Below are 25,245 nucleotides of genomic sequence, written 5' to 3'. Positions count from 1 at the left end.
TCGCGGTTCGCCTCGCCGCGTCAAGGGCGATCGTGACCGCGAGCCGTCACACGACGGCGGATGCCGCCAGTCGCGTCGAGTCCGGACGCTCGCCCGAGCGCACGGCACGCCAGGCGTCGCCGAGCCGCGCGCACGCGAGGGCGGTGACCTCCGGCTCCCAGGTGATCGGGATGCGCGCGAACCGGTCGAGCACGCCCGACGGCGAGAAGCGCGGGCCGGGCGGCAGCAGCAGCCCGCGGTCGCGGGCCGCCAGCGAGAGCGACGTCGACGAGGTGCCGCCCAGGTCGAGCCAGGCCGACAGCCCGCCCGGCACCTCGGGCATCGCGACCTCCGGCAGGTGCGCGGCCAGGCCCGCGGCCACGGCCGACCGCCCCGCCGACAGGCGGGTGCGCGCCCGCGCGAGCAGCGCATCCATGTCGTCGAGCAGCTCGATCGCGATGCACTGCTCGAGCAGCGGCGTGCCGAGGTCGATCGACGGGCGCGCGTCGAGCAGCTGCCGCACCTGCGGCAGGCTCGCGCGGATCCAGCCGATCCGCATGCCGCCCCAGGCGATCTTCGACATCGAGCCGATGAGGATGGCCGGGCCGTGCGCCGCGAAGGGCCGCGGTGTCCAGCCGCGGTCGATGTCGAGCTCGGCGCAGGTCTCGTCGATGACGAGCAGCGTGCCGGTCGTGCGTGCGACCGCGGCGAGCCTGGCGCGCTCGAGCTCGGGCATCGTCGCGCCCGTGGGGTTGTGGAAGTCGACGATCAGGTAGGCGAGCGCCGGCCGCTGGGTGCGCAGGGTGTCGACCAGGTGGGATGCGTCCCAGCCGCCGCCGTCGCCGGTGACCGTCACGGGGGTGGGCACCAGCCGGTGGCCGGTGCGGCGCAGCGCATCGAGGGCGTGCGGGAAGGAGGGCTGCTCGACCATCGCGGCACGGCCGCGGGCGCCGAACGCCGCGAGCACGACGGTGAGCGCGTGCATCGCACCGCTCGTGACGACGATCTGCGCCGGATCGGTGGGCAGCCCGCGCGCGGTGTAGCGGGCGGCGATGCGCTCGCGCAGCTCGGGCAGCCCGTCGAGCGAGTAGCCGGGCGTGCCGAGCAGCCCCGCCACCCGGTCGAGGGCGCGCACGGTCGCGGCGTGCAGGCCCGGGGTCGAGCCGACCGAGGCGATCGTGAAGTCGATCACGTCATCGCCGGCGGGGGAGGGGCGGTGGATGCGCTGGGCCGGCAGGGCGGCGCGGGTGCCGGAGCCGTGCACCCGGTCGGCGTAGCCGCCGGCCTCGAGCAGCTCGTAGGCGCGGGCGATGGTGGCGCGCGAGCGGCCGAGCTCGGCGGCGAGCGCCCGCTCGCTCGGGAGCCGCTCGCCGACCGTGATGCGGCCGTCGAGCAGCAGCATGCGGATGCGGTCGGCGAGCGACTGCGCAACCGCGGTCGTCGCGCGCCACTCGCCGAGCTGGGTGCCGAGCCGGGATGCCATGCGGCCATTCTGCCGTCGAATGGACTGCTCGCACCGAGCCACTTGCTGGCGAGTGGACCGCGCGGGCGGCATGGCCGGTGCGATGGAATCGACCAGTGAGCGAACGACCCGCACGACCCGCCCCCCGCATCCGCAGCCTGCTGCTGCCCATCGACTCGCTCGGCCCTCGCGACACGGCCTGGCGGGTCGCGCAGCTGCTGCTCGGGCTCTTCCTCTACGGGATCTCGCTGGCGCTGCTGATCCGCGCGGCGCTCGGCGTCGGCCCGTGGGACGTCTTCTCGCTCGGCATCGCCAACCACCTGCCGATGAGCTACGGCACCGCCACGGTCGTGGTGTCCGGGATCGTGCTGCTGCTGTGGATCCCGCTGCGGCAGCGCCCCGGCATCGGCACGCTGCTCAACGGCCTGCTCGTGGGGCCGGCCGCCGACCTCGGCCTGCTGCTCATCCCGGCACCGACCGAGCTGTGGGCGCAGGCGCTGATGCTCGCCGGCAGCATCGCACTGCTCGCCCTCGCGACCGGCATCTACATCGCCCCGCAGCTCGGCCCCGGCCCTCGCGACGGGCTCATGACCGGGCTGGTGCGCATCACCGGCTGGCCCATCTGGATCGTGCGCACGCTGATCGAGGGCACGGCGCTGCTGATCGGCTGGCTGCTCGGCGGCCCGGTCGGCGTGGGCACGGTGATCTTCGCCTTCGGCGTGGGGCCCCTGATCGGCCTCTTCCTGCCCTTCTTCGAGCGCCGGAGGGCGGCGAGGGCCAGCGAGCTGCGTGCCCGGCGGCTGGCGGCCAGCGCCGGCCGATAGCGCCGAAACCGCCGCATCTGTACCCCGAACCTGTTCGCGAACCGCGAAAAGTCGCGGAAAACGCGGCGTGTCGGGGTGTTCTGCGTCGAGATCCAGGGCCCCGGGGCTACGTTCGGACGTGGTCGGAGCCCGAATGGGCCCCGGCGGATGCCCGCCCCCGGCGGGACGGACATGCCACCATCCAGGAGGACACCATGGCTGAGACCATCAACAAGACCACCCTCGCATCGAAGATCGCTGCGTCCACCGACCTCTCGCAGGCCAAGGTCACGGCAGTGCTCGACGCGCTGTTCGACGAGGTCTCGAACGCCGTCAAGGCTGGCGACAAGGTCTCGATCCCCGGCTTCTTCAGCGCCGAGCGCACCGAGACCGCTGCCCGCACGGGCCGCAACCCGCAGACCGGCGAGGAGATCAAGATCGCTGCCGGCCACCGCGTCAAGCTGACCGCTGGCTCGAAGCTCAAGGCAGCCGTCAAGTAGGACCGCACCGCACAGCAGCGAGAGGGGCTCCGCCATCCGGCGGGGCCCCTCTCGTCGTCCGCCGCCATCCGGCGGGGTCGTCCGCCGCCATCCGGCGGGCGTCGCCGGGTCGACCTCATAGGCCGAGCGACTACCCTGAGACGGTGCTGCGCCTCCGTCTCCTCGCGCCAGCGCTCGCGCTGCTCGCGGGCCTGGTGGCGATGTGGGCAGCGCTCGAGTTCGGCGGCGGCGCCCTCGCGCCCGCGATCGAGGATCCGGGCGCGGCGGTGCGCTGGGGCATGCCGATCGCCAGCATGGTGCGCAACCTGGCCATCGGAGCCGCGTTCGGCGGCCTGGTGCTCGCCTGCTTCGCGCTCGCACCCCACAGCCGCGACTGGCACCGCACGCTCGACCGGGCGGCCATCGCCACCGGTCTCGCGAGCGTCGCCCAGGCGTTCCTCGCCTTCGGCGGCTTCCGCACGCTCATCACCACGCCCGTCTCGGCCACGAACGACTTCGGCGCGCTGCTGCAGCTCTACTTCACCGACACCGAGCCGGGGCGCCTCTACCTCGGCACCCTGCTGTCGCTGGCGGTGCTGACCGTGATCCTGCTGGTCGCGCGCAGCGCGACCGCGACGGCCTTCACGGTCGTCGCCTGGGCGGTGCCGTTCTGGCTGATCGCGTCGGGAGGGCATGCGGGCGGCACCGACACCCACACGCTGGCGGTCTCGGCGCTGCTGCTGCACCTGGTGTTCGTGTCGATCTGGCTGGGCGGCATCTTCCACGTCGGCCTGCTCGCCCGCTCCCGCGACGCCGCGGTCTCTGCCGACGCATCCGCCCCGAACGCATCCGGCACAGACGTACCGGCCACAGCGGGGCTGCGCCCGGATGCGAGCTCGAGCGATGTGCTGCTGCGCTACTCGACGCTCGCGATGCTGAGCTTCGTGGTGGTCGCGTTCACGGGCGTCATGTCGGCGTGGGTGCGCATGGGCACCGACCTGACGAGCGACTACGGCGTGCTGGTGATCGCCAAGACGGTGCTGCTGGTGGTGCTGGGCGCCTTCGGCGCATGGCAGCGGATGCGGATCCTGCGCCCCGCGAAGACGCTCGGCGAGCGGGTGGGCGGCCGGGCGGTCGCGACGATCCTCGCGCTCGAGCTGGCCGTGATGGGCGTCACGGCAGGCGTGGCCGCGGGACTCGCGCGCACGCCGACGCCGGTGCCCGAGCAGCAGCCCGGCGCCGAGGCGACGCCGGCCGAGATCCTGACGGGGCGGCCCCTGCCGCCGCCGTTCGACCTGAGCCGCCTGTTCACGGAGTGGGCGATCGACCCGCTCTGGACGGTCGTGTGCGCGATGCTCGCGTTCTTCTACGTGGCGGGCGCGGTGCGGCTCGCGCGCCGCGGCGACCACTGGCCGGTGCTGCGCACGGTGTCGTGGCTGGGCGGTGTGGCGCTGCTGTGGTGGTGCACGAACGGTGCGCTGAACCTCTACCAGGAGTTCCAGTTCTCGCTGCACATGCTCGTGCACATGCTGCTGGGCATGGGTGTCGCGGTGCTGCTCGTGCCCGGCGCGCCGATCACGCTCGCGATGCGGGCGATCGCCAAGCGCCGGGACGGCACCATGGGCGGCCGCGAGTGGCTGATGGCGATCGTGCACTCGAAGTACATGCAGGTCGTCGGCCACCCCGTCGTCGCGGCGCTGATCTTCGTCGTCAGCCTGTGGGTGTTCTACTACACGCCCATCTTCGAGTGGTCGATGAACGAGCACCTCGGGCACATCTGGATGGTCGTGCACTTCGCCGGCTCGGGCTACCTCTTCGTGCAGGCCATCATCGGCATCGACCCGGGCCCCGCGCGACCGCCCTTCGCGCTGCGGCTGGTGCTGCTGCTCGGCTCGATGGTGTTCCATGCCTTCTTCGGGCTGACGCTGATGACGGGGGAGTCGCTGCTGCTGGCCGACTGGTTCGGCGCGATGGGCAACGGCGTCGACGCGCTCGAGGACCAGCAGGTCGGTGGCGGCATCGCGTGGTCGGTCGGTGAGATCCCGACCGTGATCCTGGCGATCATCACCGTGGTGCTCTGGTCGCGCAGCGACAAGAAGGAGCAGGTGCGCACCGATCGCGCCGCGGCGCGCGACGGCGACGCCGAGCTCAACGCCTACAACGACATGCTCGAGCGGATGAGGAACCGATGAACGACGGGCACCACGAGGCAGGGCAGCGCCTGCCCGAGGAGCTCGCCGCGTTCGCGCGGGGGCGCGCGCTCACGCTGCGCATCGTGCGGCACGCCGAGACCGAGCACAACCGCAACCACCTGATGCAGGGGTGGTCCGACTCCCCGATCACCGAGCACGGGCGCACCCAGATCGCCGACGTCGCCCGCCGGCTCTCGCGGGAGCGCTTCGACCTGGCGTTCTCCTCCGACCTGCCCCGCACGCGCACGACGGCCGAGGGCATCCTCGCCGCGCTCGACCCGCAGCCGCCGACCGAGTTCACCGAGCTGCTGCGCGAGTGGAACTTCGGCCGCCACGAGGAGCGGCCCGCGGCAGACGTCTGGAGCGAGGTGATCGTCGAGCACGGCTTCGAGGTCGACCGCGAGCTGAGCGCCCTGCGCACGATCGCCGAGCAGGTCGGCTGGCGCGGGCTGTTCGACACGATCGCCCAGCTCGACGACTCCGGCCAGGCCGAGCAGGCCGCCGCGACGGTGATGCGCGCCGACGCCGCGCTCGAGCACGTGGTGAGCGCCGCGGGCGCGCTGCCCGGCGACGGGCCGCTGCACGTGCTGATCGTCTCGCACGGCGGCTTCATCACCTCGCTGCTGCGCCAGCTGGTGCCCGAGGTGACGCCCGACGTGATCCTGCCCAACTGCTCGGTGACGACGGTCTCGCTCCCGGCCCGCACCACGGTGTGGCGGCTCGACGGCCTGGGCGAGGTCGCCGACGCCGCGTGAGAGGCTGACGGCATGGCTTCCATCCCCGAGCGCTACCGCTACCTCACCGACGCCCCGCTCTTCGCGCACCTCGCGACGGTGCGCCCCGACGGCAGCGTGCAGTCGAACCCGATGTGGTTCAAGGCGGTCGGCGACGAGGTGCACTTCACCCACACGTCGAAGCGGCAGAAGATCAAGAACCTGCAGGCGAACCCGACGATGAGCCTGTCGATGGTCGACCCGGCCAAGCCCTACCTCTACGTCGAGCTGCGCGGGCACCTGGCGGGCGTCGTCGACGACCCGACGGGCGCCTTCTACGTCGAGCTGCAGAACCGCTACGGCAACCCGTCCGAGCAGCCGCCGGCCGACGCGGCGGACCGCATCATCCTGCGGATGGCGATCGACAGGGTCAGCGGCCGGGTGGCCTGAGGCACCTGCCGCGGCACGGCAGCTATCCCCTCGAGGGCAGGTGCACCTCGATCTCGTACAGCTCGCGCGGGTCGGCCTCGTCGACCCGCTCGCCCGAGAGCCCGAGCTTCGCGTAGAACTCCTTCGCGACCTCGAGCGACTGCCACTCGAGCACCCGCACGCGGGTGTGCTCCTCGGCCCACTCGCGCACCGCCTCGAACAGTGCCGTGCCCGCTCCGTGGCCCCGCGCATCCGGAGACACCCACAGGTCGTGCATGCGCGCGATCGACCAGTCGCGCTGCGGCGCCGGGCCGTAGTCCTGGGCGGCGGCGTAGCCGATCACGCGGCCGTCGAGCTCGGCGACGACGATGTGGTGCGCCGGGTTCTCGACCAGCGCGACGAGGCGCTCGCGGTAGCGGTCGACCTTCTCGTCCTCCTCGTCGACGCTGCGGTGCGCGGCGAGCAGCGGCAGCAGCGCCTCGGCGTCGGCCCTCGTCGCGCTCCTGATGAGGATCGCCCCTCGATATCTCGCCCCGTCGCCCATGCCGTCAGCGTAGCCGTCCGCGAGGGGCCGCCTGCCGTGCCTCAGACGGCGGATGCGTGCACGGCGCAGGCGGGCTCGCAGGCCTCGCAGGTGGTCACCTGCTTGCGGCACGACCAGAGCGCGCAGTTGCCCATGCCGCCCGTCGCGGTGCCGCAGCGCGTGCACGTGCCGAGCACCGCGACGTCGGCGGGGTCGCCGAAGCCGACCGTCTGCCGTTGGTCGAACACGTAGAGCGAGCCCTCCCAGAGGCCGGTGTTGCCGAAGGTCTCGCCGTACCGGACGATGCCGCCGTCGAGCTGGTAGACCTCCTCGAAGCCGCGCTGCACCATGAGCGACGACAGCACCTCGCAGCGCACGCCGCCGGTGCAGTAGGTGACGACGGGCTTGTCCTTGAGGTGGTCGTAGGCGCCCGAGTCGAGCAGCTCGACGAAGTCGCGGGTGGTGTCGACGTCGGGCACGATCGCGCCCTTGAAGCGGCCGATGTCGGCCTCGAAGCGGTTGCGGCCGTCGAAGAGCACCACGTCGTCGCGCTCCGCGACGAGCGCGTGCAGCTCGCCCGGCTTCAAGTGCCGGCCACCGCCGACCACGCCGTCCGCGTCGACCGCGAGCTCGTCGGGGGCGCCGAAGGTGACGATCTCGTCGCGCACCTTCACGGTCAGCTTCGGGAAGTCGTCGCCGGTGCCGGTCGACCACTTGATGTCCATGCCCGTGAACCCCGAGTACTCCCGGGTGGCGCGCGCGTACCGCTTGCACGCATCCATCGGACCGCCGACGGTGCCGTTGATGCCGTGCGCAGAGATCAGGATGCGCCCCGTGAGCCCGAGCGACGACGCGAGGGCGTGCTGCCACAGCCGCACCGCCTCGGGGTCGGCGATCGGCGTGAAGCGGTAGTAGAGCAGCACCTTGTGCATTGGACGATTCTCCCAAACGGTGCGGATGCGTCGCACCACTCGGGCAGGATCGGTGACCGTGAACATGTGGATGCAGTGGCTGCTGGCGATGACCGTGAAGAGCAGGGGGCGCCCGGCGCTCGAGGTCGGCGGGGTCGCGCGGACGCCGTTCCGGGTGTGGCCGACCGACATCGACCTGCTCGGCCACATGAACAACGGCCGCTACCTGTCGTACATGGATCTCGCGCGCGTCGACCTGACGGTGCGCTCCGGGATGGCCGACGCGCTCGCGAAGGCGGGCTTCTACGCGGTCATCGGGCAGTCGACGATGGTCTACCGCCGCAGCCTCGACCTCTGGCAGCGCTTCGAGATCGAGACGGCCGCGATCGGCGCCGACGAGCGGGCGATCTACCTGCAGCAGCGCTTCGTGGTCGACGGCGAGGTCTGCGCCCGCGGTGTCGTGCAGGCCCGCTTCATCGAGAAGGGCGTCGGCACGGCGACGATCGCTCGCGTGCGCGAGGTGCTCGAGGCGGCCGGCATCCACGTCGAGCTGCCCGAGCTCGACCAGCGCGTGCACGACTGGGCCGAGATGAACCGGCTGCCCTCCAACCGGCAGCCGGCGCCGTCGTCGTGGGGCGGCCGCACGCCGCGCTGAGCCGCGCGACAGCAGGACAGCGGAACGGCGGACGGACCCTGTGTCGCGCTCAGCTCCACAGGGTCCGTCCGCCGTTCGGTCAGTCGTCTTCGCGGTTGAAGAACTTCAGCGCCATCATGCCGTGCGCCATGCCGCCGCCGGCACGCAGCGCTGCGGTGGTGAAGACGGTCTCCGCGATCTCGCTCTCGGTGGCACCCTCCTGCTTCGCCGCTCCGGTGTGCGCCTCGATGTAGGAGACGCACTGCGTCGTGAGGGCGACGCGCGTCGCCTAGACGCGAACTCAACGTGCCAGGTGTCGGTTCGGCGCACACCATGCGCCGAACAGACGCCTGGCACGTTGAGATCTCAGCGCAGGCGGTCGGCCAGCAGCTCGAGCGCCGCGTGCGCCGCGTTGTGCCCGCCGAGGCCCGACACGGCGCCGCCGCGGCGCGCTCCGGCGCCCGCCACCAGGATCCGCGGGTGCGCCGTCTCGACGCCCCACGCCTCGGCGGGCCCGGCCGGCTCTGTCTCGAGCCACGGCCATGAGAGCGGCCCGTGGAAGATGTTGCCGCCCGGCATCGCCAGCGCCTCCTCGATGTCGAGGGTCGTCCTCGTCTCGATCGCCGGCCCGTGAGCGCCCTCGAGCAGCAGCGGCCTGATCGGCTCGGCGAGCACCGAGTCGAGCGAGGCGACCACGGCCTGCTCGAGCGCCACGCGCATCCCCTCGTTGTTCTCGGGCGTCAGCAGGCGGTCGGGAACGTGCAGCCCGAAGACGGTGAGGGTCTGGGCGCCGGATGCGCGCAGGTCGTCGCCGAGGATCGTCGGGTCGGTGAGCGAGTGGCAGTAGATCTCGCACGGCAGCGGCGCCGGGATCGCGCCGCCCGCCGCCTGCGCGTGGGCCGTCTGCAGCTGCCGGTAGCCCTCGTTGATGTGGAAGGTGCCGCCGAAGGCGGCCTCGGGCGCGATCGGCTCGCGCAGCCGGGGCAGCCGCGACAGCAGCATGTTGACCTTCACCTGCGCCCCCTCCGGGCGCGTCGCTGCCGCGCCGGCGTCGCCGAGGAGTGCCGACAGCACGTGCGGCGCGACCGCCGAGAGCACCAGGTCGAACTGCGCGGTCAGCTCGGTGCCGATCGCGACCCCCGGTGAGCCGGTCGGCAGGCCGCCGACGCGCTCCTCCCAGGTGACCTCGCCGTCGGGCGTGACGGCGGTGACGGTGACGCCGGTGAGGATCGTCGCGCCCGCCTGCCGCGCCGCCAGCTCGAGCTGGCCCGAGACGTGCCCCATGCCGCCGATCGGCACGTCCCAGTCGCCGGTGCCGCCGCCGATCACGTGGTAGAGCAGGCAGCGGTTCTGCTCGAGCCCGGGGTCGTCGAGCGACGCGAAGGTGCCGATCAGCGCATCGGTGGCGATGACGCCGCGCACCAGGTCGTGCTGCACGGCCGCCTCGATCGCTTCGGCGATGGGGGCGTCGACGATCTCGGACCAGGCGGATGCGGCTCCCGCGGCCTCGCGGGCGGCCTCCCGTGTGGGCAGGGGCTGGGTGAGGGTCGGGAAGAGGGCCGCGGCGAGACGCGAGGTGCGGTCGTAGAAGCGACCGAACCCATCCGCGTCGTCTGCGGCGCCGATGGCGGCGAACGACGCCCGCGTCGCGGCCTCGTCGCCCGCGTCGACGAGCAGCCCGCGATCGGTGCCGGGCTCGGGCGTGTACGACGAGTAGCGGCGGCGCGCGAGCCGCACGTCGAGCCCCAGGTCGCGGATGATCTGCTCGGGCAGCAGGCTCACCAGATAGCTGTAGCGCGACAGCCGCGCGTCGAGCCCGTCGAAGGCCTGCGCCGAGACCGCCGCGCCGCCGACGTGCGGCAGCCGTTCGAGCACGGTGACGGTCACGCCCGCGCGGGCGAGGTACGCGGCGGCGGTGAGCCCGTTGTGGCCCCCGCCGATGATGGCGACGTGCGGCATGCGGTTCCTCCTCGACGAGGGATGCGTTGCGACGGGTCCAGAGGCCGGGTCGCGGTGGTGGCGAAGGGGCGTCAGGGCTCCTCCCCATACGATATGCGGCATGACCGAGCTGTCCAGGGAAGACGACTTCGACGCCCTGATCGCCGAGGGCATCCAGCGAGCCGACGCCGATCGCGCACCGGCGACGCCGCTCGCCGAGGTCGATGAGGAGCAGGTCGAGATCGTCGACGAGCAGGTCGCCGATGACGACGACGAGCCGGTCGCCCGGCTGGTCGCGACGCTCGACAGCGGCCCCGCCTTCGAGGTCGACGACGCCACGTTCGCGGCCGCGATCAACCCGTACGTGCCCGTCGAGCTGCCGCCGGTCGCCCGGTCGGCCGACGAGCCGTCGGCGGCGGGCTGGTCGCTGACGCAGGAGATCGCCGAGGTGCCGACCGTGCAGCTCGACGTCGCTGAGCTGCAGGCGGAGCTCGCCGCGGCCGCGGCGGCGCACCGTGCCGTGCCGGCGGATGTGCCGGCGCGGGAGGTCGCGCCCGAGCCGCGGGTCGCGCCCGAGCCCGAGCCGGTCGATGCCGAAGAGCCGGCCGACGATCCGTTCCTGGCTCGACCGCAGGGCGACCCGTTCGCGGTGGTGCCGGAGGTCGAGCCGGAGGTGCTCGACGAGCACGACGTCGACGCCGCCACGGATGCCGCCGAGGCCGATCGCGCGCAGCCCGCGCCCGCCGTCGAGCCGCTGCTGCCTGAGCAGGATCAGCCGCGCATCGGCGGGCTCGCCGCCGCCGTCTCGGCCCGTGTCGCCGCCCGTGCCGAGGAGGAGCGTCGAGCCCGGCAGGCACGCTTGGACGCGCCGGCCGCTGCCGCGCCCGAGCCGGACGCCCCGCTNGCGCCCGCCGTCGAGCCGCTGCTGCCTGAGCAGGATCAGCCGCGCATCGGCGGGCTCGCCGCCGCCGTCTCGGCCCGTGTCGCCGCCCGTGCCGAGGAGGAGCGTCGAGCCCGGCAGGCACGCTTGGACGCGCCGGCCGCTGCCGCGCCCGAGCCGGACGCCCCGCTGCCTGCGGTGCCCGAGCGCGCACCGCAGCCGGAGCCCGAGGCGCCGCCCGCGCCGGAGCCCGAGGCGCCGCCCGCGCCGGAGCCGCCGCAGCTGCCGCCGGCTCCCGAGCCCGAGCCGACACCCGAGCCGAGGCCTGACCCCCGGCCGATGCCTGAGCCAGAGCCGCGTCCCGACCCGCGGCCGGTGCCCGAGCCCGAGCCGCGTCCCCAGCCGGCTCCCGCACCGACACCGGCGCCGGCCCCCGCACCCGACTGGCTGCCCGCCAGAACGCCCGAGCCGTGGCGCATGCCCGAGACGCCTGCTCCGGGCGCACCGCCTGCTCCGGGCGCACCGCCGGCTCCGGGTGCACCCCCTGCCCCCGGCGCACCGCCCGCGCCGGCAGCGCCGACCGCGTCGGCGCCCGCCGCCCCGGCCGCGCCGGCCGTGCCCGATGCGCCCGAGCGACCCAGCGCATCCGCCGCCCCGACCGCCACGGCGGTGCCCAACCCGATCGCGGTCGCGGCCGAAGCGGCCGCACCGGTGCCCGTCGCGCCCGTCGTGCTCACCGAGCCCGACACCGACGACCCGCACGCCCTCGCCGCCATCGAGCGGGTGCGCAGCTGGCTCGCCCGCCCGAGCGAGGCGAAGCAGGAGAAATCGGCCGAGCGGCTCGCCGGGCTGCTGCAGGATCCGAGGGGGCTCGACTTCGCCGTCGGCTTCGTCGACAAGGTGATCCGGCCCGAGGATCCCAAGGTCAGCGCGCGCAACGTCGAGACGCTCAGCCGCGAGATGCCCGGCTTCCTCGACTGGTACCTGAAGCTCGGCCTCAGCGCGGGCGGCGGCCTCGGCCTCGTGGCGCCGAAGCTCGTGATCCCGGTCGTGAAGCGCGCCATGCGCGACATGTTCGGCCACCTCGTCATCGACGCGTCGCCCAACCGCCTCGCGAAGCCGCTCGCCAGGCTGCGCGAGGACGGCACGCGCGTCGACCTCACCCTGCTCGGCGAGGCCGTGCTCGGCGACGAGGAGGCCGCCAGCCGCCTCGAGGGCATCGTGGCGCTGCTCAAGCGCGACGACGTCGGCTCCGTCTCGATCACGGTGTCGTCGATCGCGCCGCAGCTGCAGCTGTGGGCCTTCGACGAGACGGTCGACCAGGTCGTCGACCGGCTGCTGCCGCTCTACCGGCTCGCGGCGGAGTCGAACCCGCCGAAGCTCATCACCCTCGACACGGAGGAGTACCGCCACCTCGACCTGACCATCGCGGTCTTCGAGCGCCTGCTCGTGCGCCCCGAGCTCGCGAAGCTCGAGGCGGGCATCGCGCTGCAGGCCTACCTGCCCGACGCCCTCGCCGCCTACCGCCGCCTGGCCGCGTTCGCGAAGGACCGCCGCGCCGAAGGCGGCGCCGGCATCAAGGTGCGACTCATGAAGGGCGCGAACCTGGCGATGGAGCGGGTCGACGCGGCCATCCACGGCTGGCCGCTCGCCACCGCCGCCTCGAAGGCGTCGAGCGACGCCAGCTTCAAGCGCGTGCTGCGCGAGGCGCTGCTGCCCGAGAACGCCTTCGCCGTGCGGCTGGGCGTCGCCAGCCACAACCTCTTCGACCTCGCCTACGCCGCCGAGCTCGCTCGCGACCACGGCACCCACCAGCGGGTCGACGCCGAGATGCTGCTGGGCATGGCCGCCGAGCACCGCGACGCCGTGCGCGAGGTCTTCCCCCACCTGGTGCTCGCCGCGCCGGTCGTGAAGCCCGACCAGTTCGACGCCGCGGTCGGCTACCTGATCCGCCGGCTCGAGGAGAACGCGGCCGGCGAGAACTTCATGTCGAGCCTGTCCGACATGGCCGACCCGGCCGTGTTCCAGCGGGAGCGCGACCGCTTCCTGGCGTCGATCGCGCGGCTCGCCGAGGAGGACGCCGCCGGCGAGCAGCGCCCGAACCGCACCCAGAACCGGCTGGGCGACCTCGCCGACTCCGTGACGCATCCGACCGGCTTCGCCGACGAGCCCGACACCGACCCGTCGCTGCCCGCCAACCGCGACTGGGCGCGCCAGATCGTGCAGCGCGCCGCCGCGACGCAGCTGGGGCTGCGCACGCTCGAGATGAACCGCATCGACGACTGGCCGACCCTCGAGCGCCGCATCGACCGCGCGGCCCAGGCCGGCGCTCCGTGGGCCGAGCTGGGTGCCGAGCACCGGGCCTCGGTGCTGCGCGATGCCGCCGAGGCGCTCGGCGTCTACCGCGGCCGGCTGGTCGAGATCATGCTGGCCGAGACCGGCATGACGCTCGCCGAGGGCGACGGCGAGGTGTCGCAGGCGATCGACTTCGCCCGGCTCCACGCCGATCAGGCGATCCTGCTCGAGCAGGTGCCCGACGCCACCCCGCGACCGGTGCACCTGACCGTGGTCGCGCCGCCCTGGAGCGCCCCCGTCGCCATCGCCTGCAGCGGCGTCACCGCGGCGCTCGCGACCGGCTCGGCCGTGATCCTGAAGCCCGCACCGCGGGCGCGCCGCTCGGCCGCCGTGCTGTGCGAGGCGCTGTGGGAGGCGGGCGTGCCGCGCGACGTGCTCGTGCTCTGCGACGTCGACGAGGGGCCGGTCGCGCAGCAGCTGATCGCCCACCCCGCCGTCGGCAGGGTGATCCTCACGGGCTCGAGCGAGACGGCCGAGATGTTCAGCACCTGGCGCGACGATCTGCCGCTGCTGGGCGGGACGGGCGGCAAGAACGCGATCGTCGTCACGCCCTCCGCCGACCTCGAGCTCGCCGCAGCCGACATCGTGCGCAGCGCGTTCCTGCACGCGGGGCAGCAGTGCTCGGCCGCATCGGTGGCGATCCTCGTGGGCACGGTCGGCGACTCCGAGCGCTTCCGCCGGCAGCTGGCCGACGCGGCGAGCTCGCTGCGGGTCGGTTCGCCGCTCGACGCCCGCACGCACATCGGCCCGCTCATCGAGCCGGCGCGCGGCGCGCTGCTGCGCGCCCTCACCACGCTCGAGGACGGCGAGGAGTGGCTGCTCGAGCCCAAGGCGCTGGATGCGTCGGGTCGGCTCTGGTCGCCCGGCATCCGCGACGCCGTCCTCCCGGGCACCGCGACGCACCTGACCGAGCTCTTCGGCCCGCACCTCTCGCTCATCGAGGTCGACACCCTCGAGGAGGCGATCGAGGTGCAGAACGCCACCGACCTCGGGCTCACGGCGGGCATCCACTCCCTCGACCCCGACGAGGTAGAGCACTGGCTCGACGAGGTGCAGGCGGGCAGCCTCTTCGTGAACCGCGGCATCACCGGCGCCGTGGTGCGCCGCCAGCCGATCGGGGGCTGGAAGCGCTCGCAGGTCGGCCCGGGCGCGAAGGCCGGCGGCCCCAACGCCCTGGTGGCGCTCGTCGACTGGGAGCCGATCGAGCGAGGACCGCGCGAGTCGGTGCGACTGCACGGGCTCGACCCGCGGGTGACGGCGGTCATCGAGGCCGCGCAGCCGTCGCTCGACTTCCTCGCCTTCGACCGCGTGCGCACGGGGGCGAACAGCGACCCGCGCTGGTGGGAGGAGGAGTTCGGGGTGTCGAAGGACGTCTCGGGCCTCGCCGTGCCGCCGCTCGCCGCCGAGCGCAACGTCTTCCGCTACCGGCCCGCCGAGGTGCTGATCCGCGTCGCCGACGACGGCACGGTCGTCGACCTGGTGCGGCTGCTCGCCGCAGCTGCGCGCAGCCGTTCGGCGGTGCGCATCTCCAGCGCGGTCGAGGTGCCCGCGGGCGTCGTGCGGCTGTCGCGGCAGGCGATCCCGCAGCTGCGCATCGACGAGGTCGTCGAGGAGACCGACGCGCAGTTCCACCGCCGCATCCAGAGCGGCGAGGCGCTGCTGCCGGTGCGCGACGAGGATGCGCTCGGCATCGTGCACGAGACCGAGCCGGTGCGACGCATCCGCCTCGTCGGCACCGACGCGCGGCTGCGCGGGGCGCTCGCGGGCAACGCGGCCGTCGCCGTCTACGACGGAGCGGTCACGACCGAGGGCCGCATCGAGCTGCTGCCGTTCCTGCGCGAGCAGTCCGTCTCGATCACCGCGCACCGCTTCGGCCACCCCGACCGGGCGATGCTCGAGCTGCCCGTATAGGCGCCGCCGGATCGGCGCAGCGGCCGGGGGGATGCTTGACTGGGCGCCATGCGGTACGGATACAAGGCCAGCGCCGAGCAGTTCGCCCCGGCGGAGCTGCTCGAGCTCGTGCAGCTCGCCGAGCGGGTGGGCCTCGACAGCGCGTTCATCAGCGACCACCTGCAGCCGTGGCGGCACGAGGGCGGCCACGCGCCGAACGCGGTCGCCTGGCTCGGCATGGCGCTCGAGCGCACCTCGTCGATCACGCTCGGCACCTCCGTGCTCACGCCGACCCTGCGCTACCAGCCGGCGGTCGTGGCGCAGCAGTTCGCGACGCTCGGGCAGGTGCACCCGGGGCGGCTGATCCTGGGCATCGGCACGGGCGAGGCGCTCAACGAGCAGATCATCGGCGTCGAGTACCCCGAGCTGCAGGAGCGGTTCGCGCGCCTGCGCGAGGCAGTGCGGCTGATCAAGCAGCTGTGGCGCGGGGACCGCGTCGAGTTCGAGGGCGACTTCTACCGCACGCACGGGGCGACGATCTACGACCGGCCCGAGCGGCCCATCCCCATCTCCGTCGCCGGCGGCGGGCCCGCCACGACCCGCTACGCGGCCCGCTTCGCCGACGGCCACATCTGCACCTCGGGCAAGGGCGACGAGTACTACCGCGACACGATCGTGGCGAGCCTCGAGGAGGGGCTGGCGAAGGCCGGGCGCGACTCGGCAGAGGTCGACCGCATGATCGAGATCAAGGTCTCGTACGACCGCGACGCCGACCTCGCGCTCGAGAACACCCGCTTCTGGGCGGCGCTGTCGCTGTCGCAGGAGCAGAAGCACGCGGTGCACGACCCGATCGAGATGCAGCGCCTCGCCGACGAGCTGCCCATCGAGCAGGTCGCGAAGCGCTGGATCGTGGGGGCGGATGCGTCCCAGGTCGCAGGCGCGATCGCCCACTACATCGACCTGGGATTCACGCACCTGGTGTTCCACGGGCCGGGCGGCGACCAGCGTCGCTTCCTGGAGCAGTTCTCCGAGGACGTGGTGCCGCTGCTGCCGGCCCGCTGAGGCGCGCCAGCAGGCCGGCCGGGCAGGGTCAGGCGGGCGCCGACGCCGTCGCGACCCGCCGCACGAGCGGCAGCGCGGCCGAGGTGGCGCCGAGCGTGACCGCCACGGCGCCGACGGCGGTGAGCGCCCAGGCGATGATCGAGCCGGGCGTGGCGATCCAGAGCGCGATCAGCGGCAGGATCAGCAGCAGCGCGGCCGCTGCGGCCCCGCCGACGCCCACCACGAGCGGCAGCGCCACCTGGCGCACGATGGCCGCGCGCATCACCGGCAGCTCGACGCCCATGCGGTGCATGGCCCGGTGCTCGCGACGCTGGTCGAGCACCTTGGCCGACTGGGCGATGCCCGCGAGCACGGCGCCCAGCACGCCGGCGATGGCGATGGTCAGCACGGCACCGGTGGCCATGTCGTCGCTCATCTGGTCGCCACCGCCGACCGTCGCGGGCGCGAGCGAGGCGAACCCGCCCGCCATCACGGCGATCGCCATCGCGCCGACGATGTTGAACGCGCCGCGCGGGTCGTCGACGACGCGTCGGGCGGCGAGCAGCGTGGCCGCGCTCCGGGCGCCCTTGGCGACCAGCCAGGCGATCCCCTGGATCACCAGCGGCCCGATGAACGCGTAGGCGAGCACGACCACCGAGACGAGCGCGATCGAGATGCTGGTCTCGGCCGGGATCACGTCGAGCACGACGACCAGCACGTAGACCAGCGCGGCGACGCCGAAGACGGCGATGCGCCAGAGCGACAGCCGCTTGGCGCTCACGCGCTGCGCGACGCCGAGCGGCGTGACGTGCACGCGCTGCAGCGATGCGAGGGCGGCGCCGAGCGCGATCACGACGACGGCACCCGCGGCTGCGGCCCACACCCACAGCGGCGGCAGCAGCTCGGCGGTGGTGAAGGGGATCCCCTGGAACTCGATCTGGGCGATCAGCGGGATCACCGCCAGCGCCAGCGCGGCACCCACGACGACGCCGGCGAGCGCCTGCGCGACCGCGTCGAGCACGGCCAAGCCGGTCACCTGGCCGCGGGTGGCGCCGGCCAGCCGCAGCGCCGCGAGCCGATCGTCGCGGCGGGCGATCGCGAGCCGCACGGCGGCCTGCGCGAGCGTCCACACGGCGGGCAGCAGCAGCGCGGCGGCCACGAAGGCGAGGGTCAGCACGAAGGTGCCGGTGCTCTCGTTGACCACGCCCCCCTCGAGCCGCAACCGGAAGGCGTTGACGCCGCCGAGCACCGCGAGCAGCGCCGCGGTCGCGAACGCGAACGCGGTCGCGCTGAGCACGTCGGTCGCGCGGGGGCCGGTGGCGCGGGCGAGCCGCAGCCACAGTCGCAGGGCGCTCATCGCGACGCCTCGATCCAGGCCTGCTGCTCGCGGTGGGCGATGGGGTTCGGCACGGCCGCCTCGCTGCGGGCCGCGCCGTACGACGGGTGCGCGGGCAGCGGTGCGGGGGCGGATGCGGTGCCCGGCCGACCGTGCGGGTGCCCGTCGGGCGCGGGCGCGGGCGCGAGCGGGTGCGGGGCCTGCGCAGGGGGCTCCGGGGCTGCCCGCTCGTCGCTCACGATCCGGCCGTCCTGCAGGCGCACGACGCGCGAGCACAGGGCGGCGATCTCCGCGTCGTGCGTGACGACGACGAGCGAGGCGCCGTGGCCGAGGGTGGCGCCGATCAGCAGCGCCATCACCGCGTCGCCGGTGGCGCGGTCGAGCGCGCCGGTCGGCTCGTCGGCGAAGACGAGGCCGGGCTGGCCGACGAGCGCGCGGGCGATGGCGACGCGCTGCGCCTGGCCGCCCGAGAGCTCGCCCGGCCGGCGGGCGAGCATGCCGTCGAGGCCGAGCCGGTGCAGCAGGGCGCCGGCCTGCGCCTCGGCCGCCGAGCGCGAGCCGCCGCCGAGCATGAGCGGCAGTGCGACGTTCTCGATCGCGGGCAGCTCGGGCAGCAGCTGCCCCGACTGGAAGACGAAGCCGAAGTCGCTGCGGCGCAGCCGGGTGCGCCGGGCGTCGCCCATGGTGGCGAGATCCTGCCCGCGCCAGACGACGCGGCCGTCGGTAGGCGCGACGATGCCGGCGAGCACGTGCAGCAGCGTCGACTTGCCGGAGCCCGACGGCCCCATGATCGCGACGGCCTCGGGGCCGTCGGCGCCGATCGTCAGCGAGACGTCGGCGAGGGCGGGGGCCGCGGTGCTGCCGGAGCCGTAGGTGTGGGTGAGGCGCTGGGCGTCGAGCCTGTTGGTGTGCATGCCTCCATCCAGCCACTCCCGCAGTCGCGCGGCGCCCGATCCGGCGGTTCTTCCGACCCCCGTCGGAGACGGATCATCCGCACGGATGACGGCCGATGCATCCGTCGGTCGGCGGATGCCCTGCCAGACCTCTCTAGGCTGGTCGTGTGACGATCTTGGCGAGGGCGCAGCAGGTCCGCGCCCGCGGCATCGCGGCCGACGGCACCGCGACGCATCCGATCGCGATCGTGCCGGCGGCGCTCGTCTCGCTGGGCGCGGTGCTGCAGTTCTGGGTGATGACCGACTGGGGCTACCTGCCGATGGTGGCGGGCGTCATCGGCGGCATCCTCACCGACCGCGCGGGCCGCTCGCGCAAGCTCGGCCAGGACCTCGCGATCATCGCGATCGCGCTCACCTGGATCAGCATGATCTCGCTGCACGCCGACATCTCGAACGCGGGCATCCTGCGCTTCACGATCGCGCTGGGCGGCGCGGTGCTGATCCCGTACGCGATCTCGCGCTGGATCTACCGCGACCACGCGGTGCGGTTCCCGTGGAAGGGCGGCCGCTGGTCGCGCCGCATGTGGATCTACCTCGTGGTGGTCGTGGCCGCCGCCTACCTGATCCTGCCCTTCTACTTCCTCACCTCGGGCGTCTACCGCAACTGGCCCGCGGTCGCGGACTGGGACATGATCGGCCGGCTGTTCCTCGGCGTCAACGCGGTGGGCCTGTGGGACGAGCTGTTCTTCATCTGCACCGTCTACACGCTGCTCATGCGCCACTTCCGCCCGTGGGTCGCCAACCTGCTGCAGGCGGCGATCTTCGTCTCGTTCCTGTGGGAGCTCGGCTACCAGTCGTGGGGCCCGCTGCTGACGATCCCGTTCGCGCTGGTGCAGGGCGCGATCTTCTCCTGGACGAAGAACCTCTTCTACGTCGTCACCGTGCACCTGCTGTTCGACGCGGTGGTCTTCCTGGTGATCGTGCACGCGCACCACCAGCAGGCGCTGCCCATCTTCCCGCTCGTCACCGGGTTCTGAGCCGGCGCCCGCGCCGCACTCGAGGGGCGGATGCGTGGGGTTCCGTCGCGCGGGTGCCGTCGCGTACCGTCGCGGCATGGCGATCGCGAGCTTCCCCACCCTGGTCATCGACTGCCCCGACGCGGCCGGGCTGGCGCGCTTCTACGGCGCCCTGCTCGACTGGCCGGTGCAGCCCGGCGCCGACGACAGCGGCGACTGGTTCGAGATCAAGGCCGACTTCGGCCAGATGATCTGCTTCCAGCAGGTCGACGACTACCGGGCGCCGGCGTGGCCGACGCAGGAGCATCCGCAGCAGATGCACCTCGACGTGATCGTCGACGACCTCGACGAGGCGGGCGCCGCGGTGATCGCGCTGGGCGCGACGCAGCACGAGCACCAGCCGGGCGAGACGTTCCGCGTCTTCCTCGACCCGGCCGGGCACCCGTTCTGCCTCTGCATCAGCTGAGGCGCCAGCCTGCCTGCCCGACGCCCGGGACGGGCGTCGGCGCTGGGGTCGCGGCAGAGGCCAGAAATGGCCTCTGCCTTCAGCTCCACCGCGCGAGCGCGACGGCCGACTGCGCGCCGATGCGGGTGAAGCCCAGCCGGTCGGCGAGCCGCAGCGAGGCGGCGTTGCCGATGCGGCAGCGCCACTGGGCGACGAGCCCCGCGTCGATGGCCGCGCACACGGCCGCGGTCGCCGCCGCCGCCGCGCAGCCGCGGCCGCGCGCCAGGGGCGTCGCGACCACGCCGATGTGCGCGATCGTCGAGCGCCAGCGCTGGTAGCCGGCGATCGCGACCGGCTCGCCTCCTTCGCGCACCGCCCAGTGGCGCTCCATCGGCTCGACGCCCGACTCGTCCCACTCCGCGGGGCTCACCGCCTCGCGCACCTTCACGAGGTCGCGGTCGTCGCCGACGACCACCGGGTGCGAGGGCGCGGCGGGCCGCGCGGTGGCGAACAGCAGGTGCGACGACCCGATCGCCCGCGACCGCGGCAGCAGCGCGGCGATCGCGTCGGCGTCCCGCAGCGTGAAGCGGTGCTGGTGCTCGAGCGCCGGCAGCACCGCGCGCGGCGCGGCGACCACCATCGCCGCGCCCAGCTCGACGACCAGCGCGACGTCGAGGTCGTCGCGCGCGACCCAGGTGATCCCTTCGCCGTCGAAGACGGTCGCGGTCACGCCCAGCGCCTCGGCCCACGCAGCGCGCAGCTGCACGCGCTCGCGCTGCGGCACATCGGGGATCCGCATCATGCGCACCAGTGTCCGCCCGGCCGCCGTCGGCCGCGGGAGGCACGCCCGGTGCGGCTCGAGCCCGCGTAGGCTCGACCGGTGACCACTGTGCTGCTCGACGTCGACACGGGCATCGACGACGCCCTCGCCATCTTCACCGCCGCGCTGTCGAACGAGATCGACCTCGTCGGCTGCACGATCGTGTGGGGCAACATCGACGTGGCGCAGGGCGCCCGCAACACCTCCGAGGTGCTGCAGCTGGCGGGTCACGGCGACGTGCCGATCGCCGTGGGGGCCGCAGGTCCGCGCAACGGCGAGGTCGCGGTCTTCTCGCCCCAGGTGCACGGCGACGACGGGCTCGGCGGATGCGCGGACACGGCACACGTGCCGACCCTCCAGTCGGAGACCGCGGTCGAGATGATGCTGCGGCTCAGCCACGAGCACGCGGGGAGCCTCGAGATCGTCGCCGTCGGCCCGCTCACCAACCTCGCGGACGCACTGGACGCCGACCCGACGCTGCCGCAGCGCATCCGTCAGGTGACGATCATGGGCGGTGCGGCGCTCGCGCCCGGCAACGTCAGCGAGACGGCCGAGGCGAACATCTGGCACGACCCCGAGGCCGCGCAGGTCGTCTTCGACGCCGAGTGGGAGCTGACGATGGTGGGCCTCGACGTCACGATGACGTCGCTCATCACCGATGCGCACCGGGCGCGGCTGGCGGCCGGCGGAGCGGTGGGGCGCTTCTCGTCGGCGATCCTCGACTTCTACCTCGCCTACTACGAGCAGTACACGGGCGAGCGCGCCTCCGGCAACCACGACGCGCTGGCGCTCGCGGTGGCGACCGGGCTCGTGAGGACGACGCTCTCGCCGATCGTCGACGTGCACGTCGACTGCAGCGACGGCGAGGCGCGCGGCCGCACCGTCACGACGCTCGAGGGCGCCTGGGGCGAGTGGCCCGAGCGCGAGGGCGCCCGCCACCGGGTGGTGATGGAGGTCGAGCCGGGCTTCGAGGAGCGCATGGTCGACCTGCTCGCCGCTGCCGACTGACCTGCCGGAAGGTCAGGCGATCGCGCCCATGCGGCGCACGGCCTCCTCGATGACGTCGGGCCGGGTGCCGAGGTTGCAGCGCACGTGGTTCTCGCCGCCGGTGCCGAACGCCTCGCCGGCGCTGAGCCCGACCCGCGCCCGCTCGAGGAAGGCCTTCGCGGGGCCGGTCGAGAGGCCGATGTAGCCGGGGTCGGCGCGCGATCCGGGCTCGGCGACGCGCGTGCCGCGGCAGTCGAGCCAGGCGAGGAAGGTCGCCTCGCCGGGTCGCCAGCGGATCGTCGGCGCGTGCTCGGCGAGCGCCCGCGCGAGGGTCGCGCGGTTCGCGCGCAGGCCGTCCAGCACCTCGTCGAGCCACTCGCGGCCGTCGTCGAAGGCGGCGATGTGGGCGATCGACGCGATGTGCGAGGGGCCGTGGCTGACGACCTCGGCGATGCGCGCGAGATCCTCGCCCGTCTCCTCGCCGCCGACGATCAGCGCCGTGCGCAGGCCGGCCAGGTTGAACGCCTTCGAGGCGCTGGTGAGCGACAGGCCGCGCGGGTCGACCGTCCAGTAGGGGGTGAAGTCGGCGTCGAGCACGAGCGGCGCGTGCACCTCGTCCGAGATCACCCGCACCCCGTAGCGGGCGGTGACCTGGGCGAGCGCCTCGAGCTCGGCGCGCGTGTGCACCGTGCCCGTCGGGTTGTGCGGGTTGCAGAGCAGCAGCACGGCGTTCGGGCCGCCGCTGCCGCCGCCGCCGACGCGGGCGCACGCCTCCTCGACCGCGGAGAGGTCGAGCCGCAGGTCGGCGCCCAGCGGCGCCTCGACCACGCGCCGCTCCGCGTGCTTCGAGAACGCGTGGAACGGCGGGTAGACCGGGCTCGTCACGATCACCGAGCCGCCGGGCGGCGTCAGCAGCCGGATCAGCTCGAAGGCGCCCATCATCACGTCGCTGACGAGCGCGGTGCGCGGCACGGCCACCTCGGCGCCCCAGCGCTCCGACGCGAAGCGGGCGAACGCATCCGCGTACCCGGTGCCGGACGGATAGCCCGTGTCGCCCCGGAGCATCGCGTCGTGCACCGCGCGGGTGACGGCCTCGGCGGGCAGCAGATCCATCTCGGCGACCCACATCGGCAGCACGTCGGGCTCGAAGAAGCGCCACTTGATGCTCGTGCGCTCGCGCAGGTCGGCCAGCGGCACGCGCTCGAAGGGGTTGTCGCTCATGGCCCGATCATGCCCTGTTCATGGCCCGATCATGCCTCAGGCGACCTGCTCGAGCAGTCCCGAGTCGACGTCGTAGAGGAACCCGCCGACGCGGGCGCGGTCGCCGATGAGCGGGTGCGACCGCACGCGGTGCACGTCCTCGATGATCGAGAGCCGCTGATGCTCGATCGCGCCGAGGTCGAGCCACGACGCGTCGACGCCCGCGGCCTGGGAGATGTCGATGAGCAGCTCGCGCTCCGACTTCGAGGCCATCGCGCAGCGGGTGTGCTGCACGAGCAGCACACGGTCGACGTTCAGCAGGTTGACGCCCAGCACCAGCGCGACGAGCGTGCGCTCGGTCGCCCGCCCGCCGGGATTCCGCAGGATCTTCGCGTCACCGGGCACGAGCCCGATCATGCCGAGGGGATCGATGCGCGAATCCATGCACGTCACCATCGCGACGCCCGACTTCGCCACACCGTCGAAGCCCTGCAGGTCGAAGTTCGAGGCGAACTCCCGGTTGTGGGCGAGCAGGTCGTTGAACGCTTGATCCATAGGCTCGAATCTACGCCCGCATGCGAGCATGGGCCGCATGGAGCTCCGCGCCCTCGCCCGGCAGATCGATGCGATCTCGCGCCGCTACGCCGACGTGTACGGCTTCGAGCGCGACGCCGACTGGCTGGTGCTGAAGCTGCAGGAGGAGGTCGGCGAGCTCGTGCAGGCGTGGCTCGCCAAGACCGGCCGGCAGCGCGACAAGGGCCACAGCCCCGAGGAGATCGACCGCCGCTTCGCGCTCGAGCTGGCGGATGCGGTGGGCATGCTCCTCGCGCTCGCGGAGGCCACCGGGGTCGACATCGAGCAGGCCATCGACGACAAGTGGCTGGTGTGGGATCGGCGGGTGTCGCAGAAGGCCGGCGAGGACGACGCTCCCCACCACGACTGAGCGCCGCGCCGTGCGGGCGCACAGCGACCGGCGTTAGCCTCGGAGCCATGACGCAGACCGCCATCATCGTCGGTGCAGGCATCGCCGGGCTCGCCACCGCGCGGGCGCTCGAGGACGCCGGCTGGCAGGTGCGCGTGCTCGAGGCCGCGCCGAAGGTGCGCGCGATGGGCGCCGGCATCAGCATCACGACCAACGGCCTCGAGGCGCTCGACGAGCTGGGGCTCGGGGATGCGGTGCGCGAGCGAGCGGTGCGGGCGCTGCCCGAGGGCGTCTTCACCGACCAGGGCTCGACGCTGCAGGCGGGCTTCACCGCCGACTCGAGCGCGATCCACGCGATCCACCGCGAGAGCCTGCACGAGATCCTGCGCGGCGAGCGCGAGATCGAGACGGGCATGCGCGTCGTGGGCGTCACCGATGGTGAGCACGGCCGCCCGAGCGTGACGATCGAGCACGGCGCCGCGAACGCCGACTCGAGCGATGCACGGCTCGAGCGGCAGCAGCGCGCCGACCGCGCGCTCGGCATCAGGCTGGGCCGCCGCATCCAGCGGGTGCTCGAGCCCGGCGATGAGCCGATCGACCCGAAGGCCGAGAAGCGCGCCACGAAGCAGCACGTGCGCGACGACCGCGACAGCCGGTTCGAGACGATCGAGGCCGACCTCGTCGTCGGCGCCGACGGCATCGACTCCGCCGTCCGGCGGGCGCTGTGGCCGAAGGCCGCCACCGACTACTCGGGCGCCACCTGCTGGTACGGCGTGCTGCAGGCGGAGGCCGATTCGCCCGCGGGCGTGCGGCAGTACGTCGGCCGCGGCGCCGAGTTCGGCATGGAGCCGATCGACGGCGGCCGCATCTACTGGTGGGGCATGGCGCACGCGCGGATGGGTCGCACCGCGAAGGACGAGCTCGAGGCGGCTCGCACCCGCTTCGACACGTGGGCGCCCGAGGTGCGCGATCACATCGCCGCCACTCCGCAGGCGTCGATCACGCGTCGCGACCTGCACTGGCTGGCGACGCCGCTCAAGAGCTTCCACCGGCCCGGCGTCGTGCTGGTCGGCGATGCGGCGCACGCGATGCTGCCGACGCTCGGCCAGGGCGGCAACCTCACCCTCGAGGATGCGGCGACGCTCGGCATCCTCCTGCAGGACCACCCGCTCGAGCAGGCCCTGCGCGCCTACGACAGCGAGCGCATCCGCCGCACCGACCGCTTCAAGCAGCTCTCGCACCGGCTGGCGCGCACCACGACCGAGACGCGCAGCTCGGTGCTGGTCGCCGCTCGCAACGGCCTCTACAACCTGCTGCCGACGCTCGTCGCGGAGATCGCCGGCGACTGGATGCTGCACTGGCGCAGCCCTCGCGCCAAGCGGTAGGGCGCCAAGCAG

22 protein-coding genes and 1 pseudogene are annotated in these 25,245 nt (G+C 73.6%); 13 read left to right on the top strand and 10 right to left on the bottom strand.

The window, feature by feature from the left end; all coding sequences use genetic code 11:
* Nucleotides 1-46: 46 nt before the first annotated feature.
* Entirely contained in the window at nucleotides 47-1,462 is a 1,416-nt protein-coding gene (gene yczR / locus Q9250_RS04870) for a MocR-like transcription factor YczR (RefSeq protein WP_306233466.1), read from the bottom strand.
* Nucleotides 1,463-1,557: 95 nt separating this feature from the next.
* Between yczR and yczE the strand changes: the two genes are divergently transcribed.
* From yczE to Q9250_RS04845, 5 genes are all read left to right on the top strand, one after another.
* Nucleotides 1,558-2,265 (top strand): membrane protein YczE, encoded by a 708-nt coding sequence (gene yczE / locus Q9250_RS04865; RefSeq protein ID WP_306233465.1) that lies wholly within the window; start codon nucleotides 1,558-1,560, stop codon nucleotides 2,263-2,265.
* 194 nt (nucleotides 2,266-2,459) lie between these two features.
* Complete coding sequence (locus tag Q9250_RS04860) at nucleotides 2,460-2,744, top strand: HU family DNA-binding protein (protein ID WP_306233464.1); 285 nt, start codon at nucleotides 2,460-2,462, stop codon at nucleotides 2,742-2,744.
* A gap of 143 nt (nucleotides 2,745-2,887) precedes the next feature.
* A complete protein-coding gene (locus Q9250_RS04855; protein WP_306233463.1) occupies nucleotides 2,888-4,915 on the top strand; it encodes a bifunctional copper resistance protein CopD/cytochrome c oxidase assembly protein in 2,028 nt (675 codons plus the stop codon).
* Entirely contained in the window at nucleotides 4,912-5,670 is a 759-nt protein-coding gene (locus tag Q9250_RS04850; protein ID WP_306233462.1) for a histidine phosphatase family protein, read from the top strand. The genes Q9250_RS04855 and Q9250_RS04850 overlap by 4 nt, the downstream gene beginning before the upstream one ends.
* Nucleotides 5,671-5,682: 12 nt before the next feature.
* Nucleotides 5,683-6,078 carry a PPOX class F420-dependent oxidoreductase gene (locus Q9250_RS04845; RefSeq protein ID WP_306233461.1) on the top strand — a complete coding sequence of 132 codons (396 nt, stop codon included), beginning with the start codon at nucleotides 5,683-5,685 and terminating at the stop codon, nucleotides 6,076-6,078.
* A 22-nt stretch (nucleotides 6,079-6,100) separates the two neighbouring features.
* On the opposite strand, the gene Q9250_RS04840 is transcribed toward Q9250_RS04845, so the two are convergent.
* Both Q9250_RS04840 and trhO read right to left on the bottom strand, forming a co-directional pair.
* Entirely contained in the window at nucleotides 6,101-6,601 is a 501-nt protein-coding gene (locus Q9250_RS04840) for a GNAT family N-acetyltransferase (protein ID WP_306233460.1), read from the bottom strand.
* Between the two features lie 41 nt (nucleotides 6,602-6,642).
* Nucleotides 6,643-7,512: an oxygen-dependent tRNA uridine(34) hydroxylase TrhO gene (gene trhO, locus Q9250_RS04835; protein ID WP_306233459.1), complete on the bottom strand. Its 870-nt coding sequence runs from the start codon at nucleotides 7,510-7,512 to the stop codon at nucleotides 6,643-6,645.
* Nucleotides 7,513-7,576: 64 nt separating this feature from the next.
* Between trhO and Q9250_RS04830 the strand changes: the two genes are divergently transcribed.
* Nucleotides 7,577-8,146, top strand: a complete 570-nt coding sequence (locus Q9250_RS04830; protein ID WP_306233911.1) for a thioesterase family protein — start codon at nucleotides 7,577-7,579, stop codon at nucleotides 8,144-8,146.
* Nucleotides 8,147-8,225: 79 nt separating this feature from the next.
* Here the strand turns inward: Q9250_RS04830 and Q9250_RS14170 are convergent.
* A pseudogene (locus Q9250_RS14170) lies at nucleotides 8,226-8,402 on the bottom strand (carboxymuconolactone decarboxylase family protein); the annotation flags it as partial.
* Between the two features lie 89 nt (nucleotides 8,403-8,491).
* Nucleotides 8,492-10,084 (bottom strand): phytoene desaturase family protein, encoded by a 1,593-nt coding sequence (locus tag Q9250_RS04825; protein WP_306233458.1) that lies wholly within the window; start codon nucleotides 10,082-10,084, stop codon nucleotides 8,492-8,494.
* Nucleotides 10,085-11,654: 1,570 nt separating this feature from the next.
* Between Q9250_RS04825 and Q9250_RS04820 the strand changes: the two genes are divergently transcribed.
* Nucleotides 11,655-15,209: a bifunctional proline dehydrogenase/L-glutamate gamma-semialdehyde dehydrogenase gene (locus Q9250_RS04820; RefSeq protein WP_422665092.1), complete on the top strand. Its 3,555-nt coding sequence runs from the start codon at nucleotides 11,655-11,657 to the stop codon at nucleotides 15,207-15,209.
* Between the two features lie 48 nt (nucleotides 15,210-15,257).
* A complete protein-coding gene (gene fgd, locus Q9250_RS04815) occupies nucleotides 15,258-16,250 on the top strand; it encodes a glucose-6-phosphate dehydrogenase (coenzyme-F420) (RefSeq protein ID WP_306233455.1) in 993 nt (330 codons plus the stop codon).
* Between the two features lie 28 nt (nucleotides 16,251-16,278).
* On the opposite strand, the gene Q9250_RS04810 is transcribed toward fgd, so the two are convergent.
* Nucleotides 16,279-17,586: an FtsX-like permease family protein gene (locus tag Q9250_RS04810; protein WP_306233454.1), complete on the bottom strand. Its 1,308-nt coding sequence runs from the start codon at nucleotides 17,584-17,586 to the stop codon at nucleotides 16,279-16,281.
* Nucleotides 17,583-18,479, bottom strand: coding sequence for an ABC transporter ATP-binding protein (locus Q9250_RS04805; RefSeq protein ID WP_306233453.1), 897 nt, complete (start codon nucleotides 18,477-18,479; stop codon nucleotides 17,583-17,585). The genes Q9250_RS04810 and Q9250_RS04805 overlap by 4 nt, the downstream gene beginning before the upstream one ends.
* Nucleotides 18,480-18,667: 188 nt before the next feature.
* Between Q9250_RS04805 and Q9250_RS04800 the strand changes: the two genes are divergently transcribed.
* Together Q9250_RS04800 and Q9250_RS04795 are read left to right on the top strand one after the other, a co-directional pair.
* A complete protein-coding gene (locus Q9250_RS04800) occupies nucleotides 18,668-19,495 on the top strand; it encodes a CPBP family glutamic-type intramembrane protease (RefSeq protein WP_422665091.1) in 828 nt (275 codons plus the stop codon).
* Nucleotides 19,496-19,571: 76 nt separating this feature from the next.
* A complete protein-coding gene (locus tag Q9250_RS04795) occupies nucleotides 19,572-19,940 on the top strand; it encodes a VOC family protein (protein WP_306233451.1) in 369 nt (122 codons plus the stop codon).
* Between the two features lie 79 nt (nucleotides 19,941-20,019).
* Here the strand turns inward: Q9250_RS04795 and Q9250_RS04790 are convergent, their stop codons facing one another.
* A complete protein-coding gene (locus tag Q9250_RS04790) occupies nucleotides 20,020-20,721 on the bottom strand; it encodes a GNAT family N-acetyltransferase (RefSeq protein ID WP_306233450.1) in 702 nt (233 codons plus the stop codon).
* 78 nt (nucleotides 20,722-20,799) lie between these two features.
* On the opposite strand from Q9250_RS04790, the gene Q9250_RS04785 reads away from it, so the two are divergent.
* Nucleotides 20,800-21,747, top strand: a complete 948-nt coding sequence (locus tag Q9250_RS04785; RefSeq protein WP_306233449.1) for a nucleoside hydrolase — start codon at nucleotides 20,800-20,802, stop codon at nucleotides 21,745-21,747.
* A 12-nt stretch (nucleotides 21,748-21,759) separates the two neighbouring features.
* Here Q9250_RS04785 and Q9250_RS04780 read toward each other — a convergent pair whose 3' ends face one another.
* Nucleotides 21,760-22,947, bottom strand: coding sequence for a MalY/PatB family protein (locus Q9250_RS04780; RefSeq protein ID WP_306233448.1), 1,188 nt, complete (start codon nucleotides 22,945-22,947; stop codon nucleotides 21,760-21,762).
* Between the two features lie 36 nt (nucleotides 22,948-22,983).
* A complete protein-coding gene (locus Q9250_RS04775; RefSeq protein ID WP_306233447.1) occupies nucleotides 22,984-23,481 on the bottom strand; it encodes a beta-class carbonic anhydrase in 498 nt (165 codons plus the stop codon).
* Between the two features lie 37 nt (nucleotides 23,482-23,518).
* Here Q9250_RS04775 and Q9250_RS04770 point away from each other — a divergent pair, with 37 nt between their 5' ends.
* Together Q9250_RS04770 and Q9250_RS04765 are read left to right on the top strand one after the other, a co-directional pair.
* A complete protein-coding gene (locus Q9250_RS04770; protein ID WP_306233446.1) occupies nucleotides 23,519-23,869 on the top strand; it encodes a nucleoside triphosphate pyrophosphohydrolase family protein in 351 nt (116 codons plus the stop codon).
* A 47-nt stretch (nucleotides 23,870-23,916) separates the two neighbouring features.
* Nucleotides 23,917-25,233 (top strand): FAD-dependent monooxygenase, encoded by a 1,317-nt coding sequence (locus Q9250_RS04765; protein ID WP_306233445.1) that lies wholly within the window; start codon nucleotides 23,917-23,919, stop codon nucleotides 25,231-25,233.
* Nucleotides 25,234-25,245 lie beyond the last annotated feature (12 nt).

The sequence above is a fragment of the Agrococcus beijingensis genome (genome assembly GCF_030758955.1).
Taxonomy (GTDB): Bacteria; Actinomycetota; Actinomycetes; order Actinomycetales; family Microbacteriaceae; genus Agrococcus; species Agrococcus beijingensis.
Note: the sequence above shows the minus strand (reverse complement) of the source record. Positions and strands in the feature narration are given on the sequence as shown.